Source organism: Phycisphaerae bacterium (genome assembly GCA_041652575.1).
GTDB lineage: Bacteria > Planctomycetota > Phycisphaerae > Sedimentisphaerales > UBA12454 > UBA12454.
In genome coordinates this window covers 58,495-75,883 of sequence record JBAZHC010000010.1, presented here as the reverse complement: position 1 = coordinate 75,883, position 17,389 = coordinate 58,495, and the positions used below count along the sequence as shown (strand labels likewise).

Below are 17,389 nucleotides of genomic sequence, written 5' to 3'. Positions count from 1 at the left end.
ACCAATGAAGGATATTTATACGAAACCGATTTTTTATTATGTGCTTGTGCCGATACTTGTCGGCTTATGGCCTGTCTGGCTTTTGAGCATGGGCCTTCCCGGCGCCAAAGACAACCTGAAAAACGGAATCGATGAATACACTGAAGCTGAAACGCTTATCAGCCAGATACTCGGCGACCTTGACCCGCAGAGACTCGATTATGCCAAAGCAAAAAAAACCGGCGAAGCGTTCGATTACACCACCGCTGTTGACCAGGTTACCCGTTTTTGCAGGATACCGTCAACAGGATACAAACTCAGCTCCAGCCCGATACGAAGAGTAAAGGGCGGACAGACAAACCAGGATGCCTCGGTGACGATAGACAAAATAGATATTGAAAAATTCTCAAAATTTCTTTCTGTTATGCATATGCGCTGGTCAAATCTGCAGTGCAGTAATGTAACATTGGCAAAAATCAAAGGTGAAAAAGACCAGTGGAAGGTCGATGTGAGATTTATATATTATCAGTAAAAGAAGCAAAGAATTTAAGAGAATAAAGATTTTCTCTACGTCCCTACCTCTTTATATCCCTGCTTCCTTTTTAAATTGACTTCTTTCTCCATTTTCCATAACATATCCTCCCTATAATCCAAATAATTGAATATTGCAGAGGTATTATGACCAAAGAAAAAATAAATCTCAAACGGCGGCCGTTTGTGCTAATCATTCGTGACGGCTGGGGTTATAACCCTAATCCGAAAGACGATGCATGTAACGCCATAAAACAGGCTAATATGCCTGTGGATGATATGCTGATGAGCCAATATCCTCATTGTCTTATTCATACCAGCGGCGAAGATGTCGGATTGCCCGAGGGCACTATGGGCAACAGCGAAGTCGGACATCAGAACCTCGGAGCCGGAAGAATCGTCGACCAGGAGTCGGTCAGAATCAGCAAATCAATCCGCGACGGCTCTTTCTTTGAAAATGCCGAACTGCTCAAACTGGCCAGTTATGTAAAAGAACATAACGGCAAACTGCATCTGCTCGGATTGTGCAGCGATATCGGAGTTCATACACTTCTGAAGCATCTTTACGGTTTGCTTGAGTTTGCGAAAAGAAACAACCTTACGAAAGTTTATCTGCACGCGTTTACTGACGGCAGAGATTCTCCGCCGGACAGCGGCAAAGAATACCTGGCACAGATTGAACAAAAAATGTCCGAAATCGGCGTAGGTAAAATCGCAACCATAATGGGACGATTTTACGGGATGGACAGGGACAGCCGATGGGACAGAGTGCAAAAGGCTTATGAATGTATGGTAATGAGCAAGGGAAACAGGGCAAACAGCACAGCAGAAGCCGTCGAACAAAGCTATCAAAAAAAGGTAACCGACGAATTTATCGAACCGGTCTGCATTACCGATGAAGAAGGCGCACCTCTTGCGAAAATTGAGGACGGCGATGGCGTGGTTCACTTCAATTTCCGCGGCGACAGACCCAGAGAAATCACCCGTGCATTTGTCGATGACGCGTTTACAGGATTTGTCAGAACAGTAAGACCGAAGATTTTTTATCTCTGTATGACAGAATATGATTCTACGATACCGGCGCCGATAATTTTTTCAAGGCCGCCGAAGATGAAAAATATCGCAGCGGCTTATTTCAGCGACCTCGGACTTAAACAGTTCCGATGCGCCGAAACGGAAAAATACGCTCACGTTACATTTTTCTTCAATGACTATACCGAAAATCCATTCCCCGGCGAAGACAGGCAGATTGTGCCTTCACCGAGGGTCAGGACTTATGATTTAAAGCCGGAAATGAGCGCATTTGAAGTCTGCGATGTTGTTATGGAAAGACTAGAAACAGGCAAATATGACATTATAGTAATAAATTTCGCCAATCCCGATATGGTCGGTCATACCGGAATTCTCGAAGCGGCTGTTAAAGCGGCCCAGACGGTTGATGCCTGTGTCGGCAAAATACTTGATAAGGTAAAACAGCTTGGCGGCGCAGCGATTATCACAGCCGACCATGGCAATTTCGAAAAAATGAGCGATGAAAACGGCAATCCGTATACCTCGCATACGACCGGCGATGTACCGCTGATTGTTTTTGATGAGTTGAATAAAAACAGAAAACTCGATAACGGAAGGCTTGCAGATGTTATGCCGACTATGCTGGAAATGATGGAAATTCCTCAGCCGGCAGAGATGACCGGGAAGTCGTTATTTGCACATTAAATTGTAATGGGTAAAAAGAAAAAGCCAACCTGTTATATTATTGCGGGACCAAATGGTGCAGGCAAAACGACTTTTGCGCTGCGATATTTGCCGCAAATAGCCGGTTGTCGTAACTTTGTTAATGCCGACCTTATTGCCTATGGTTTTTCACCTTTTGATTCGTTATCGGCTCAATATGAGGCCGGTCGTTTCTTTCTTCGTGAGGTATATGCAAATATCGATAAGCGAGTAGATTTTGCTTTTGAGACAACATTGGCAGGCCGTAGTCAAATTAGCCTGCTGAAAAAACTCAGACAGGACGGCTGGCAGGTTGTCTTGTTTTTCTTATGGATACCAGATGCCGCTTTTTCAAAAAGCCGTGTCCGTGAGCGTGTCGCCAATGGCGGCCATAATATACCTGATGATGCGATTTACCGCCGCTATCCTCGTATAATGAATAATTTAATAAAAATTTATATTCCTCTATGCGACAAAACGCTTTGCTATGATAATTCAGGACCTAAGCCTGTTCCTGTCTTTGAACAGGATGGTAAAACCCAACGTATTTTCATTCAAGATTTATATAAGAGAATTTTGAGGCAATCAGATGACTACAAAGCGACCAAGTAAAATGGCGATGGAAGCCGGCAGATGTCTCCAAAAAGCGGTGCGGGAAGAATTACAAAAAAAAGCATTACTCGGCCAATATGTCATTATAAACCGTAACGGCAAGGCCTGCCGCGTTTTGGCCAAACAGGCCCTAAAAATTGCCAAAGCCAGGTGATTTGTCATTTCCTGCCGTAACTGCAGGAAATGACCGGAAAGAGTTTGTTCGTACACTAAAATAATATAGTTGCCGGTGTTATAATGGGCCAGATAAAAGTACTTGACCAGAATACGGTTAATATGATTGCCGCCGGCGAGGTTATAGAAAGACCCGCCAGCGTCGTCAAAGAACTTGTCGAAAACAGTCTCGACGCAGGCGCAACTGAAATTACCGTTCATATAGAGGACGGCGGGAAAAAACTTATCCGCGTAATAGATAACGGCTGCGGAATGGACAGTGCCGACCTTTCCATCGCATTTGAGGCTCACGCTACAAGCAAACTTAAAACCAGCGCTGATTTACTTAATATTTCCACTATGGGCTTTCGCGGCGAGGCACTTGCGAGCATTGCTTCAGTTGCCAAAGTAACTGTTATAAGCAAAACGCAAGATTCAAAAGAAGCGAATAAGATTGAAATCGATTGCGGCGTTAAAGAGGAAATTCGGCCCTGCAGCGCAAATCCCGGCACAACCATAGAAGTGCGGAATTTGTTTTACAAACTTCCCGCCAGGAGAAAATTTCTTCGAACCGCGAATACTGAAATAACGCATATTATTGAGCAGTTTGCCAGAATCGCTCTTGCTCATACTAATATTTCAATGAGTTTGTTTCATAACGACAGGGAGCTTTACAGGTTGCCCGGCGGGCTGGGCATAAGGGGACGGATTGGAAGTTTGTTTTCTGCCGAACTTGCCGACTCTTTGCTCCAGCTTCACAGTACAGAAAAAAATCTTGAGGTTTCCGCGCTGCTTTGCAGACCTGAAAACGGCAGGGCGAATACGAAATTTCAATACTTTTTTCTCAACGGCAGATTCATTCGCGACAAATTTCTTTCACATGCGGTCAGGGAAGCATATCGCGGAATGATTGAGCCGGATAAATGTCCTGTGGTTTTCCTGTTTTTCGAGATGCCGCCTCAGGATTTTGATGTAAACGTTCATCCCACGAAAATAGAAGTCAGATTCGACAACTCAAATCTGATTTATTCGCAGGTGCTCGGCCTTATACGGGAAAAATTGTTGTCAATAGACCTTGACACAAAGGCGAAATTGCCAAAGACAGATAACATTTCCTCATCAGGCCAGAATCAGCAAACGCAACAGATTTATGGTGAGCCTGCTGAATCCATTACGGAAGCAATAGCGGGATTTTTCAGCCGGAACAAAACTCCGGGGACTTCTCAGCGGCAGTTTGATTTTTCAAAAGTCACAAAGAGAAGCGATTTTGCCGCCGCCCAGCAGCGGGAGGATTTCTACGATAAAAATTCTTCGCAGGCTTCGGCTTCGATGGAGTATCTTCAGATTCACGACAGCTATATAATAGCTCCGACACAGGATGGTTTTTTGATTATCGACCAGCACGCGCTTCATGAACGGATAATGTACGAGGACCTGTGCAGACGGCTGGCTTGCGACGAGGCCGCCAAACTGCAGTCGCAAAAACTTCTTATACCGGAAACATTCGAAATGAATCCCGCCCGTCAGGAGACGCTGAACAGTGCCGCAGTGCTTCTTGACCGGCTTGGCATAGTCGTTGAACCGTTCGGGCCTGGATTATGGGCGGTACAATCTTTTCCCACTCTGCTGGGCAAGGTAAAACCAGTGGATTTTGTAATAGACCTTCTCGATATTCTCGACGATGCGGCATCGGGCAGGCTCGATGCCGAAAGGCTTCTGCATAAGGTGCTCGAAATGGCAGCCTGCAAGGCGGCTGTCAAGGCTGGACAAAAATTAAATCAGGTTGAGATACGCCAGTTATTAGCCGATAAAGAAGCTATTGAACGCGCCAGCCGATGCCCGCATGGCAGACCTACAGCTATAAGATTTTCGCTGACAGAGCTCAAGAAACAATTCAAGAGAACGTAAGTTGCTTCAAAATAAAGATTTATGATTAAAATTTAAATGACTTGCAAACAGTCGGGTCGCTGAATATATTATCTGCTCTTTTAAATGTGCGGTTTTGTATAAGTTTTCGGACTAAAAGTCAGGAACGTCGGCTGCTCGCAGGATTTTTTATACAGGTATAGACGCTGTGAAGAAAAAGGAAAACATGAAAAAAAAATTACCTTCAGATAAAAGCTCACAGAAGAAGATCTCTAAAAAGAAGAGCGCTCCTGTCTATGCAAAAACAAGCGAATATCTTACCGCTGAAGAAGTAAAATATTATCAGCAGCTTCTCATCGAAAAGATGCAGGAGATTGTCGGCGATGTCAATTCCATTGAGGACGAAGCGCTGAAAAAATCACGTCTTGACGCGTCAGGCGACCTTTCGAGTATGCCTATACATATGGCTGATATTGGAACAGACAATTATGAGCAGGAATTCGCCCTTAATCTGATTGACAGTGAAAGAAAAATTTTACGGGAGATTACCGAAGCCCTGCAGCGAATCGAGGAAGAAACGTATGGTATCTGCGAGGTTACCGGAAGGGGCATATCAAAGGCCAGGCTTGAGGCCAGACCATGGGCCAGATACTGTATAGAATATGCCCGGCTGGTTGAAAAAGGTATCATAAGACAGGGCGACCCCATCCCGGAACACGTTGAAATCGATTGATTATCAGAAAATTTGAAATACGGCCCGGGGCCGTTTCTCCGTTTTGCCCCGATATATCGGGATTAATTTTCAGGTTCTTTTGTTTTTTGTCCATCTTGCGGCAAATCTTTTTATGTTTTATAATACCCTTATATGGAAAGTCGATGTCCAATATGCGAAAAACAGGTTTGCAAACCCTCAGAGGCGAAGAATCATACTGACAATATCGGTTTTTTTCCATTCTGCTCGGAAAGATGCAAACTTGTCGACCTGAGCCGATGGTTCCAGAGCGAATATATTATATCTTCACCGATTCAGGAGCAGGAAAAGGACAATGATAACAATTCCGAAAATATGCTGGAATAAGAACTTAAAGAGTGATAATATACCGCGTTCGTTAAAATCATAAGTCTGTCCAGATTTTTGAAAGAGTTCGGCAATGACAGAGCAAAAAGACATAAGTCAATGTTTTGGAAATTTTCTTTTTCCAAATATTTTCAAGTTGTTCAGAATAGCCATTCAGCCGGGCAGGGTTCTAACCGCTTTTTCAGCTTTGGTTATAATTTTCGTCGCGGGCTGGGTGATGGATTTCAGCAAAACTGTGGTTGTTTCCGGCAGGCTTACCTCGCGTGATATCAGAACATCGACATTGACAGGTTCCGTAGGCTGGCCGACAGAACTGCATTGTTTTGTCAGTAATCCCGACAGGGTTGATGGCTTTATCAAAATGTACAAAGGCAGGACTGCACGTGAAAGTCTCGGCGTTTTCAAAGTCTTTTCCGGTTTCTGTCTTGCGAATTTCAACGAAGCGGTGGTTTCACTTTTGCAGCTTAGATTTGACAAGGTAACCGCCGCGATTGCTAACTGCGTTTTGGCGTGTGTATGGGCGTTGAAGTATCATACTATTTACGGCATTATTCTTCTTTTGATTTCGCTTGCGATATTTTCCATAACCGGCGGCGCAATCAGCAGAGGAGCGGCGCTGCATTTCTCGAAGGATGAAAAGCCGGGCATAAGTTTATGTATGAAATTCGCTTTTAAAAAATTTCTTCCGCTTTTTTTCGCTCCGACGGCGCCTTTAATGCTTGTCGCTACTTTGGGACTCATAATCGTTTCTATCATCGGCCTGCTGACGAATATACCATGGGCCGGAGAGCTCATACTGGCTTTGTGTTTTATAGTAGTTCTTTGTGCAGGTGTCCTGATGGCCTTTACAATTATTGGAGCCTGTGCTGGGAGTAATCTGATGTTTGGTGCGATTGCGTACGGGAACTCCGACACATTCGATGCCATAAGCAGGTCGTTCAATTACGTATATTTAAGGCCATGGAGACTTGGATTATATAGTTTTCTTGCTGCTGTTTACGGTGCAATCAGTTATTTATTTGTAAGATTTTTTGCCTTTGTTCTGCTGAGCATCAGCAGATGGTTCCTGCAGCTTGGTATTTTTACGCAAAGCAGCAAAGCGGAGCAGTTCAATAAACTTGATTCAATATGGCCCCAGCCGGAATTTTTCAATCTTTTGGGCAGTGGGATTAATATATCGAGGAATCTGACAGAATCAATTGCTGCGGCAGTTGTTTATCTTCTGGTACTTGTTATCGCAGGGTTGGTGGTTGCTTTTGCCGTCAGTTTTTATTTTTCCGCCGGCACTGTTATTTTTTCTTTACTGCGGAACAAAGTCGATAATACCGCCCTTGATGATATTTATATCGAGCCCGAACAGATATCTCTGACTGAGACTCCTGAACCGTCTGACCAGGCCGTCCAAACTCAAAACCCCGAACAAGCAGGGTAATATTAAACCGGAATTCGAGAATAAAAATATGGCCGAAGAAAATCATAACATTCAAATTCCTCAGGATACTGAAGAGCAAAGTACCGGTAAAGTACTGCCTGTTGGGATAATGCGGTTTCGCAGACAGGTGATAATACTTTCTCATATTACAATTTTTGCTGCAAGTCTGATGATGGCGTTTCTGCTTGTCAATAATATGCAGTTCCGTGCTGAATGGCTGGTTCAGCAATATCCCAAACTTTTGCTGTGTTTCCTCGTAGTCAAGATTATTGTTTTTGGTCTTTTTGGGCAATATCAGGGCTGGTGGCGTTTTGTAAGTATTTCTGACCTGCTGGCGATTGTAAAGGCTTCTTTGGTCAGTACGCTGATTCTGGCTGTTATGTGGTTTAGTCTTCTGATGGCCGAAACGATTAGAATACGATTAAACGAATTGACTACTATCAGCCAGGCTCTTTTCATACTTGATATGTTTGCGACTATTGTCTTTCTCGGCGGTCTGCGAATGGCTGTAAGGCTCTATCACGAGGAGTTTCGTACGGAACAAAGCGGCAAGCTGAAAAAATTTCTGATTATAGGCGCTGGAAATGCCGGCGAATCGCTGCTTCGCGAACTGCATCGCATGTCGGTCGAACAGTATGATGTTGTCGGTTTTATCGACGATGACCCGGCAAAGCAGGGCGTTAATATTCATGGTGTTCCTGTTCTCGGCAGGGTAGAGGAGCTGCCGGAAATATGTAAAGGAAAAGGCATAGAGGAAATCGCAATAGCAATGCCGAGCGCTACCGCCAAACAGATGCGGAGGGTAGTGCAGATTTGCGAAGGTGCAAAGGTTCGTTTCAGAACTGTTCCGTCCGTTGCGGATATCGCCAGCGGCAAATACAGGGTTTCGCAGATTAGAAACGTGGATATAAACGACTTGCTGGGACGACAGGCTGTTCAGCTTGAGCTTGACATTGTTGAACAATTTCTTAAGAACAAGGTGATACTTGTTACCGGCGCCGGCGGCTCAATCGGCTCGGAAATGTGCAGACAGGTTTGTAATTTCGGTCCAAAACTTTTATTACTTGTCGAGCAGGCTGAAAACGCGTTGTTTTTTATAGAAAGAGAACTTCGCAAAAGTTTCCCGCAGGTTGCGATGGAATCGCTTATATGCGATATTGCCGACAAGAAGCGGGTCGAACAGATTTTCGAATGGTTTAAACCTGATGTTGTTATTCATGCCGCCGCCCATAAACATGTGCCGCTGATGGAACTTAATCCGGGCGAAGCGATTAAAAATAATGTTGTCGGAACAAGAACAGTCGCTGATACGGCGGATAAATACGGAGCCGACAGCTTTGTAATGATAAGTACCGACAAGGCCGTAAACCCGACAAGCATTATGGGTTCGTCCAAACGCGTCGCCGAGTTGTATATTCAGGACCTCGACAGAACAAGTAAAACACATTTTGTGACTGTAAGGTTTGGAAATGTTCTCGGCTCGAATGGTTCTGTTGTGCCGATATTCAAGAATCAGATTGCTGCCGGCGGGCCTGTTACGGTAACACATCCGGAAATGAGAAGATATTTTATGACAATACCGGAAGCCTCCCAGCTTGTACTTCAGGCCGCTTCGATGGGTAAAGGCGGCGAAATATTTGTGCTCGATATGGGCGAGCCGGTTAAAATTGTCGACCTTGCCAAGGAACTTATAACGCTAAGCGGTTTTCGGCCCGGCGAAGATATAGAAATTGTTTTTACAGGTACCAGGCCCGGTGAAAAGCTTTTCGAGGAACTGTCGGTAAAAGGCGAGGATATGGTTCCGACCAGACATTCCAAAATAAGTATTTGGCAGAAGAGTGCCCCTGTAAGCAGGGAAGTGCTTTGTGAAAAAATCAGCGGTCTTGTTGCGACAGCCGATACGCAGGATTATAAACAAATCGTTGCTGTTTTAAAACAGCTTGTGCCGGAATTTATCGGCGACAAGGTAAATGGTGTTAAATAAAATTGCAGGCGCATAAAAAAACCCGCTCTTTCGAGCGGGTTTTTTGTTTAGTTTAGCTGTTATCGCTTTTTTCTGTTTGTTCATCGCGGGGATGAGCGCCGTCATAGACCTCTTTAAGTTTCTTGGTTGTAAGGTGTGTATAAATCTGTGTTGTTGACAGCGATTGATGGCCTAAGAGTTCCTGAACGCTTCTCAAATCAGCTCCGTTATTGAGCATATGTGTCGCGAAACTATGCCTCAGGGTATGCGGGCTGATTGCAGGGTCCAGTCCTGCCATCTTCAGATACTTGTCCATTTTTCTGCGAACGCTTCTTGTGCTCAGTCTTTTGCCGTGTTTGTTGACGAACAGAACTTTCGAATCGAAATTGCCGTTGCTCTGGGCGCGTCTGTTGCGGAATTCCATATAATGCTGTATTGACTGCAGCGCCGATGAGCCAATCGGGCTTATTCTTTCCTTTTTGCCCTTGCCCCGTACATGAATAACCTCGCCGAGGAAGTCCACATCTTCAATATTCAAAGCGACCAGTTCGCTTACCCTGACGCCGGTGCCGTAAAGCGTTTCCATAATCGCACGGTCCCTTGCTCCCAGCCAGCTATCGCTTGGCGGAGTATCAAGAAGCTTTTTAATCTGGTCGTATTCAAGAAACTTCGGCAGTTTTTTATCCTGCTTCGGTGTCCTGACTGCTGTAACTGGATTATTGGTAAGATGTCCTCTTTTTACAAGGAACTTATAAAAGCTTCTCAGCGTTGCCAGTTTCCTTGCCGTTGTGGACTTGGAATATTGTTTATCGTTCAGAACAACCATGTAGGCTCTGACATTATCTGTGGTCAGAGACAAAAGAAGCTGTTCGATTTTCGTCTCAGTCTGTGTGGCGACACCTCCTCGTTCCGCATTCGACCAGTCCGATGCAGGCTGGATGCCGGAAAGATGCTGGCAGAACTGTTCGAGGTCTGCATTGTAGCATTTGGCAGTATGCTCGGAGAAGTGTTTTTCGAATTTCAGATAATCCAGAAACTCATGAATAATCGCGCAGTTTTCCATTTTTTTTATCTCCAAATCGCCTCATTAACGAGGATGATTAAACTTTCAGTCCTGTTTTCCAAAAGGCTCTGTCATTTGCGGAGCCTGTTCGTTCAAAAGTCTGTCCGCTTCGTTTATTAATGACTGGGTCAGCTTGAAACTGAGAACCGCTGCGTCAAACCAGTCGAATCCGCTTCGGCCGTCTCTGGCCTGGGCAACAAGAGCATCGAGCAGAAGGTCTTCGCTGCCGGCTTCATATCTGAATATGAATTGTTCGGCGCCTTTGTTAAGAACAAGCTGTCTTAAATTTCTCTGCAATTGTCTGCCCATAATTTCCAACATTTCTACCTCATAGTTATCGGCCTGATTTGCCGGACCGATAACCAGAATTTTTAATTTTCCCAAATTCACTCTTTATAACGAATCGAGCTATAGAAGTTATCGGCCATTGACAAATATTTACTTTAGTAAAGACAGGCAAAAGATTTGAAATAAGTGCTTTTAAATAAAGGCAGTTAGCTGATTGTCGCGTGGGTCAGGAGACTAAAGCGGCCGGATGGTTGAACGGTTGTTTGGTACTATAGGTAATATCAGTATCATTAAGGCCTAAAAAGGATTTGTGGATTATTATTATCGCTAATTTTTGGCTATTTCGTGTATTTTTTTGCAGATAATTAATAAATTTTCAACCCATTCGATAGGCATAATAGTTGTCGCGTCGGATTTTGCGTTTTTGGGGTCGGTATGGACTTCGATAAACAGTCCATCGGCACCGGCTGCGACAGCGGCCCTGGCCAAAACAGGGGCCATATCTCTTGAGCCGGCCGTGGCATTGCCAAGTCCGCCCGGCTGCTGGGTGCTGTGGGTTGCGTCGAAAATTACGGGACAACCGAGTTTTTTCATAGCCGGTATTGCCGTCATATCATTAACAAGACGGTTATAGCCGAAGAACGTTCCTCGTTCAGTCAGCAGTATCTTTTCATTGCCGGTCGAATGGATTTTCTCAACGGCATTTTTCATTTCTTCAGGGGACATAAATTGCCCCTTTTTGACATTTACCGGCTTGCCGGTCCTGCCGCAGGCGATGAGTAAATCTGTCTGACGGCAGAGAAAAGCTGGGATTTGTAAACAGTCGACAACTTCTGCTGCTGCGGCCGCCTGCTGTGGTGTATGAATATCTGTCAGCAGGGCGAGTGAAGTTTGTTTTTTGACTTTCGCCAGGATCGCAAGGCCCTTTTCCAGCCCCGGCCCTCGAAAACCGTCGATACTGCTGCGATTGGCTTTGTCGAAACTTGCCTTAAAGATTACCGGCACACCGGTCTTCTTGCTGATTTCAGCCAGCCGCGAAGCAATGTCCAGGCAAATCTCTTCGGTTTCAATAACACACGGACCTGCTATGACGAATAAGCCGCCGTCAGGTTCTACTTTAATATTTTCTATCTTAAACATAATATCATTTTATAGCCACAAAGACACTAAGACACCAAGAAAAAAATTATAAAAAGTATTTTGTGCCTTTGTGTCTTCGTGGCTAAATTCTCCTTATTCGAAAATTCTGAATATTCTTCTTCTCATTCCGAAAGGTTTGCCCTGCGGCGGAACAAGAATTTTAACGGCCTGCGGGATAATAGTAATTTCAAGCGGCAGTTGCGGACCCGGGTCGCCGTCAAGTTCGGTTCTTATGAAACTTCCGGAAGATATTTTGATTTTTTTGCATTGTTTATAAAAAACGCTTTTGCTTTTGCGATGCCTTTTGAATGTGGTCATAAGGGCATGATACAAAAGAGAAACCTTATTGGAACATTTATATACGCAGATATCGAGCAGGCCGTCGCTGAAATCCGCTGCCTGCAAAATAGGCAGACCCAGGGCGTATCTGGATATATTGCCGAAAATGACAATGCCGCGGCCTGAAAAAACCGTTTTCTCGTCGACTTCAACGGTTATTTTAGAGAAATTATAACCCCAGAAGGTTTTCCAGATAGGCCGGAAATAATGAAGATGAGTGATATTGCCCCTTCTTTGGTCGTCAACAAGTTTTACAACCTCACCGTCAAAGCCGACGCCGCCGACAGACGTAAAAAAGCAGTCGTTTGCCTTGCATAAATCCAAAGGCCGTATAATCTCTGATTCAAAAACTCTTATCGCGGTTTTGAGAGTTGTTTTATAGCCGAGTTCGTTGGCAAGCAGGTTTTCAGTGCCGCACGGAAGAAGCATCATCGGTTTGTCGCTGCCTTCGAGACCGTGGCAAACCTCACGGATTGTTCCGTCTCCGCCGGCGACGATAACCATAGCGCAATTGAATTTCACCGCCGCCTCTGCCGCCAAAGCCCGTGCGTGAGATAAAGACTTGGTATGACTAATCTGCATCTGGAATTTTTTCTGCTGCAGGTATTCTATGAATTGCTTTACCATCAGCTTTTCGCTGCTGGCACCTGAACTGGTGTTTATTATCAGAGATATGTAGCCGCTGTCTGGTTTCATTATTTTAGTCTAACGTTATCTTTCTTTTCTTCGAGCCGGTTTTCGCGATTGCTTCTTCCATAAGATGCGCATAGCTCTGCGGTATGTGTTTTAAATTTCCAAGCCCGAGTTCTTTCTGGGCCTGTTCGATTGTATCGTCGTCCGGCCCTTCGATTTCCACGAATTTTCCGATAAGCGGCAACTCGTCCAACGCGACCTTGCAGCCGTGAAAATCCCAAAGGCTTCTTTTCTTTTCAAACTCAAGTTTTTCTTTATAGCCCAGTTCCTCGAAAAGCTCCGTGAGCTCTTCTGCTTTTTCGACCTTTATGCCTATTTCCCGGCGGGTCTTGAAACGATGATTCTCTCTTGCGCCTTTATAAGTAAGCTCAATCGCCTCGCCTATATGATTTCTGTGCTTTCTTATCCGCAGGCACCTGTCGGAATTGACCAGCGAATCTTCCGAATCGTCGTAATAAGCGTCTGTCTGGATAAAGTCGCCCTCGAATTTGGCGCCGAGCTGTGCCAGTTTTTCCGCGGTCGGCTCGATATTCTCGACTTTCAGTTTTATTTCTATTTCGATAGTCATTATTTATCCTTTATCGCGGCCACAGAGTAAATAATTTTTATTATAGCCACAGAGAACACAGAGGACACAGAGAAATTTAATTATAGCCACAGAGTTCACAGAGATATATTTTATTTTAATATTTGGATTTTCCATCATATTATTTTAACACAGAATGAAATATTTATTACATAAATGTTCTTCGCTTAAATATCTTAATGTCGCTGTTTGACAAGTCAAACCATTCGCCGCGTTTTCTTTTATCTGCAAATCTATTATGCCAATAGGCTTCTATCCCTGTTGGGTCATCTGTTTTGATTTTATGAATTATTTTCAATTCCTCCGGAAGCTTGATTCCTATTTCATAGTTCCGTTTTTCAACGCAATTGCTTTTTCCTATTTTGTAATATCCACCCGATTTCATTAAATACACGTAACCGAATTTCAAGTTATCTTTTCCGGTATCAGATTTCTCTATCTTCTCTGAAGAGTCAGAAATTTCCTTGCAAATTTCAATAACGTCTTGGTATTTACTCTTGTCTTTGCAATAAGCGAGAATCTTCCGAACCATTTTAGTTTTCTGCCCTAAACGACGAAACGTCTTATGAGCAGGAAAACCTTCTGTATTATATGATTTTAACTGGAGCTCACCAGATGTAGGAAATTTATTTATTTCTCTAATTAAGGAAATTACACACTCTATTAGAAAATCTTCGTCATATGCAGATTTGAGTTTATTTGGCTTAAATCCTGCTTCCTTAAGGGCATCGCCCCATTTAGCCCAATATTTTCCATACCAATCTGACTCCTTAATCCCGGTAATACGGGCAAATTTACCACTTCCCAATGGTTTACCATTATTTTCCTTGGCTGTTCTAATAATTTCGTCAATGATATGTTTTTTATCCATTTTTAGTGCCGTTTTTTTTAAAATAATATCTCTGTGTCCTCTGTGCTCTCTGTGGCTAATAATTTATTATTTTTCTCTGTGGCCATTATAGAGATACCCTTTTAACGCCGTCAATCAGTCTCTTTTCGCCAAAATTGATTATCAAGCCTCTTTTGAGGTTTGTTGCTTTTAAATATGAAAGGGTCTGTGCCAAAGCCACTTCCGGCATTTTTGACAAAGATTTAATTTCTACGACAACTTCGTTTTCCACAAGTAAGTCAAGTTTTTGGCCTTTGATAGTTTTTCCTTTATAAATAATATCGCAATCAACCTGCCTTTGATGTTTTATGCCTCTCAACGCAAATTCAAGGCACAGAGCCTCTTCGTAAATTGATTCGAGCAATCCGGGCTCAAGTATATTATGAACTTCTATTGCCGCTCCAATAATTTTTTCTGTTAATTCGTCGTTCATTTTATTATATCTCTGTGTTCTCTGTGCTCTCTGTGGCTAAATCTAAACCTTTCATATTCTCTGTGGCTTATCCCGTAACAATATTAACTAATCTGGATTTTATAATGATTATCTTTTTTATCTCTTTGCCGGCGATGGCGGAAGCGACTTTCTCACAGGCAAGAGCCTTTTGTTTTATTTCTTCTTCATCCGCATCGGCAGAAACTACAATTTTATCCTTTATTTTGCCGAGAACCTGGACGGCAAGCTCGATTTCTTTTTCTTTCGCAATATTTTCATCGAACTTCGGCCATTTTTCATAGGCAAGTGTATTCTTGTTGCCGAGTTTCTGCCAAAGTTCTTCTGCGACGTGCGGCGAAAAAGGCGCAAGGACAAGTACGAAAGTTTCTATCGCCTTTTTCGGTTTTATCTCAAGTTTATTCAGGTGATTGACAAAAATCATCATCTGGCTTATTGCCGTATTGAACCGGAAAGTATCGATATTCTGTGTAACTTTCTTTATGGTCTGATGGAGTATTTTCTGTGTTTCTTCGTCGGCATCGACATCTTTTATATTGCCGTTTAAGCCGCCAGTTTCTTCGTCGATTGTTGTTCGCCAGAGTTTATTTAAAAACCTGTGAACGCCTTCGACTCCCTGCATACTCCACGGTTTGGCGGCCTCGAGCGGGCCCATAAACATTTCGTAAAGTCTCATCGAATCTGCGCCGTAGTCGGTAATGACCTTGTCGGGATTGACAACGTTGCCTCTGGATTTGCTCATCTTCTGATTGTCTTCGCCGAGTATCATTCCCTGATTGATAAGTTTTTTAAACGGCTCGGCCGTGCTGACATAGCCCAAATCATAAAGCAGTTTGTGCCAGAACCGTGAATAAAGCAGATGAAGCACAGCGTGCTCGGCACCGCCGATATATAAATCGACCGGCATCCAGTATTTTTCCTTCTGTTTCGACCAGCTTTCCATATCGTTGTCCGGGTCGAGATAACGCAGATAATACCAGCAGCTTCCTGCCCACTGCGGCATTGTATTTGTCTCGCGTTTTGCGGTTTTGCCGTCAGGCAGTTTTACATTGAGCCAGTTATCAATCGTCGCCAGCGGCGATAAAGCTGTGCCCGAAGGCTTATAGCTTTCAACCTCCGGCAATGTCAGGGGCAGTTGCTTTTCGTCAAGTGCGGTTATACTTCCATCTTCGTGGTGCAGAATTGGGAACGGTTCGCCCCAGTATCGCTGGCGTGAAAACAGCCAGTCGCGAAGCTTGTAATTGACGGCCTTTTTGCCGAGGTCTTTTTCGCTGAGCCAGTTTGTAATTTTTTCTTTAAATTCCGCTGTCGATAAGCCGTTGAATTTTCCGCTGTTTATCGCAATGCCGTCACCGGCAAAACAATACTCGCCTTTTTCGACCTGCTCGGCCAGAGCCTTGTCTTCCGGTTCGACTACCGGGATGATAGGCAGGTTGAATTTCTTTGCGAATTCGAAATCGCGTTCATCGTGAGCCGGTACGCTCATTATCGCGCCGGTTCCATAACTAATCAGAACGTAGTCGCTAATCCAGATTGGAATTTTCTTGTCATTGACGGGATTTATCGCAAAGGCACCGGTAAATTCACCGGTCTTGTCTTTGGCAAGGTCTGTTCTGTCGAGGTCGCTTTTGCTCTGTGCCTTTTTCTTGTAATCGGCAATCGCGGTTTTTTTATCCGCAGTGGTAATTTTATCGACGAACGGATGTTCCGGCGCAAGTACCATATAGGTTGCACCGAAAAGCGTATCCGGTCGGGTGGTAAAGACAGTTATTGTTTCATCGAAGCCGGCGACTTTAAAATCGACTTCGGCGCCGATGCTTTTGCCTATCCAGTCGGTTTGCAGTTTCTTTATGGATTCCGGCCAATCGACAAGTACCAAATCGTCCTGAAGCCTGTCTGCGTATTTTGTGATTCGCAGCATCCATTGACGCATAGGTTTTCTTATTACCGGATGTCCGCCTCGTTCGCTTATACCGCCGATTACTTCTTCGTTTGCCAGAACGGTTCCAAGTTCAGGGCACCAGTTGACCGCTATTTCAGCCTCATAGGCAAGGCGATGGTCGTCGATGTATTTCCTTTTTTCTTCCGTATTTAAGTTTGATGGTATTGGTAATTGTTCGATTGGTTTTGCTTTTTGTTCTGTTTCGTCGAAATAGCTGTTGAATAATTTCAGGAATATCCACTGTGTCCATTTGTAATATTTCTGGTCCGTGGTATCGACCTGCCTGTCCCAGTCGTAGGAAAAGCCGAGCGATTTGATTTGTCGCCGCATATTATTGATATTCTGCTGGGTTGTTTTGGCAGGATGCGTGCCGGTCTGGATTGCGTATTGTTCGGCGGGCAGCCCGAACGCGTCCCAGCCTATGGGGTGCAGAACGTTAAAACCGTTCATTCTTTTATAGCGGGCGATGATATCGCTTGCTGTATAGCCTTCCGGATGGCCGACGTGAAGGCCCTGTGCAGACGGATATGGAAACATGTCCAGCACGTAGTACTTGGGCTTGCTCTTATCGCTGTCAGAAGCGGCAAAGGTCTTGTTTGTCTCCCAATACGTTTGCCACTTTTTTTCTATATCGTTAAAGTTATAGAATCCTGTGTTTTCGTTCATAGTTT

General features: G+C 44.2%; 17 protein-coding genes. 9 read left to right on the top strand and 8 right to left on the bottom strand.

All coding sequences use genetic code 11. The features are described from left to right. The first annotated feature begins 4 nt into the window (after window positions 1-4). The 9 genes from WC496_08660 (at window position 5) to WC496_08620 (ending at window position 9,348) form a co-directional block, all read left to right on the top strand. Window positions 5-511, top strand: coding sequence for a hypothetical protein (locus WC496_08660; GenBank protein MFA5293089.1), 507 nt, complete (start codon window positions 5-7; stop codon window positions 509-511). Between the two features lie 146 nt (window positions 512-657). Next, a complete protein-coding gene (gpmI, locus tag WC496_08655) occupies window positions 658-2,226 on the top strand; it encodes a 2,3-bisphosphoglycerate-independent phosphoglycerate mutase (GenBank protein ID MFA5293088.1) in 1,569 nt (522 codons plus the stop codon). A gap of 6 nt (window positions 2,227-2,232) precedes the next feature. Further along, complete coding sequence (locus WC496_08650) at window positions 2,233-2,835, top strand: zeta toxin family protein (protein MFA5293087.1); 603 nt, start codon at window positions 2,233-2,235, stop codon at window positions 2,833-2,835. Further along, on the top strand, window positions 2,813-2,989 hold the full coding sequence (locus WC496_08645; GenBank protein MFA5293086.1) for a hypothetical protein: 177 nt from the start codon (window positions 2,813-2,815) through the stop codon (window positions 2,987-2,989). Before WC496_08650 ends, WC496_08645 begins: the two co-directional genes overlap by 23 nt. A gap of 83 nt (window positions 2,990-3,072) precedes the next feature. After that, window positions 3,073-4,896, top strand: a complete 1,824-nt coding sequence (gene mutL / locus WC496_08640) for a DNA mismatch repair endonuclease MutL (protein ID MFA5293085.1) — start codon at window positions 3,073-3,075, stop codon at window positions 4,894-4,896. Window positions 4,897-5,080: 184 nt separating this feature from the next. Then, window positions 5,081-5,587, top strand: coding sequence for a TraR/DksA C4-type zinc finger protein (locus WC496_08635; protein MFA5293084.1), 507 nt, complete (start codon window positions 5,081-5,083; stop codon window positions 5,585-5,587). A 132-nt stretch (window positions 5,588-5,719) separates the two neighbouring features. After that, on the top strand, window positions 5,720-5,932 hold the full coding sequence (gene yacG / locus WC496_08630) for a DNA gyrase inhibitor YacG (protein MFA5293083.1): 213 nt from the start codon (window positions 5,720-5,722) through the stop codon (window positions 5,930-5,932). A gap of 73 nt (window positions 5,933-6,005) precedes the next feature. Beyond that, the gene (locus WC496_08625) at window positions 6,006-7,364 is read left to right on the top strand and encodes a hypothetical protein (protein MFA5293082.1); all 1,359 of its coding nucleotides are present in this window, start codon (window positions 6,006-6,008) and stop codon (window positions 7,362-7,364) included. 28 nt (window positions 7,365-7,392) lie between these two features. Next, window positions 7,393-9,348 carry a nucleoside-diphosphate sugar epimerase/dehydratase gene (locus WC496_08620; GenBank protein MFA5293081.1) on the top strand — a complete coding sequence of 652 codons (1,956 nt, stop codon included), beginning with the start codon at window positions 7,393-7,395 and terminating at the stop codon, window positions 9,346-9,348. Between the two features lie 52 nt (window positions 9,349-9,400). On the opposite strand, the gene xerC is transcribed toward WC496_08620, so the two are convergent. The 8 genes from xerC to leuS all read right to left on the bottom strand — a co-directional run bounded on the left by xerC (window position 9,401) and on the right by leuS (window position 17,384). Next, window positions 9,401-10,405, bottom strand: a complete 1,005-nt coding sequence (gene xerC / locus WC496_08615) for a tyrosine recombinase XerC (GenBank protein MFA5293080.1) — start codon at window positions 10,403-10,405, stop codon at window positions 9,401-9,403. Between the two features lie 30 nt (window positions 10,406-10,435). Further along, window positions 10,436-10,774, bottom strand: coding sequence for a hypothetical protein (locus tag WC496_08610; GenBank protein ID MFA5293079.1), 339 nt, complete (start codon window positions 10,772-10,774; stop codon window positions 10,436-10,438). 231 nt (window positions 10,775-11,005) lie between these two features. Then, window positions 11,006-11,818 carry a 3-deoxy-8-phosphooctulonate synthase gene (gene kdsA, locus WC496_08605; GenBank protein ID MFA5293078.1) on the bottom strand — a complete coding sequence of 271 codons (813 nt, stop codon included), beginning with the start codon at window positions 11,816-11,818 and terminating at the stop codon, window positions 11,006-11,008. A gap of 93 nt (window positions 11,819-11,911) precedes the next feature. After that, window positions 11,912-12,853, bottom strand: a complete 942-nt coding sequence (locus WC496_08600) for a YegS/Rv2252/BmrU family lipid kinase (GenBank protein MFA5293077.1) — start codon at window positions 12,851-12,853, stop codon at window positions 11,912-11,914. A gap of 4 nt (window positions 12,854-12,857) precedes the next feature. Beyond that, window positions 12,858-13,418 (bottom strand): class IV adenylate cyclase, encoded by a 561-nt coding sequence (gene cyaB / locus WC496_08595; protein ID MFA5293076.1) that lies wholly within the window; start codon window positions 13,416-13,418, stop codon window positions 12,858-12,860. A gap of 166 nt (window positions 13,419-13,584) precedes the next feature. Further along, window positions 13,585-14,307 carry a GIY-YIG nuclease family protein gene (locus WC496_08590; protein ID MFA5293075.1) on the bottom strand — a complete coding sequence of 241 codons (723 nt, stop codon included), beginning with the start codon at window positions 14,305-14,307 and terminating at the stop codon, window positions 13,585-13,587. An 85-nt stretch (window positions 14,308-14,392) separates the two neighbouring features. Next, a complete protein-coding gene (locus WC496_08585) occupies window positions 14,393-14,758 on the bottom strand; it encodes a GxxExxY protein (protein ID MFA5293074.1) in 366 nt (121 codons plus the stop codon). A 67-nt stretch (window positions 14,759-14,825) separates the two neighbouring features. Continuing rightward, the gene (leuS, locus tag WC496_08580; GenBank protein ID MFA5293073.1) at window positions 14,826-17,384 is read right to left on the bottom strand and encodes a leucine--tRNA ligase; all 2,559 of its coding nucleotides are present in this window, start codon (window positions 17,382-17,384) and stop codon (window positions 14,826-14,828) included. Window positions 17,385-17,389: the final 5 nt, after the last annotated feature.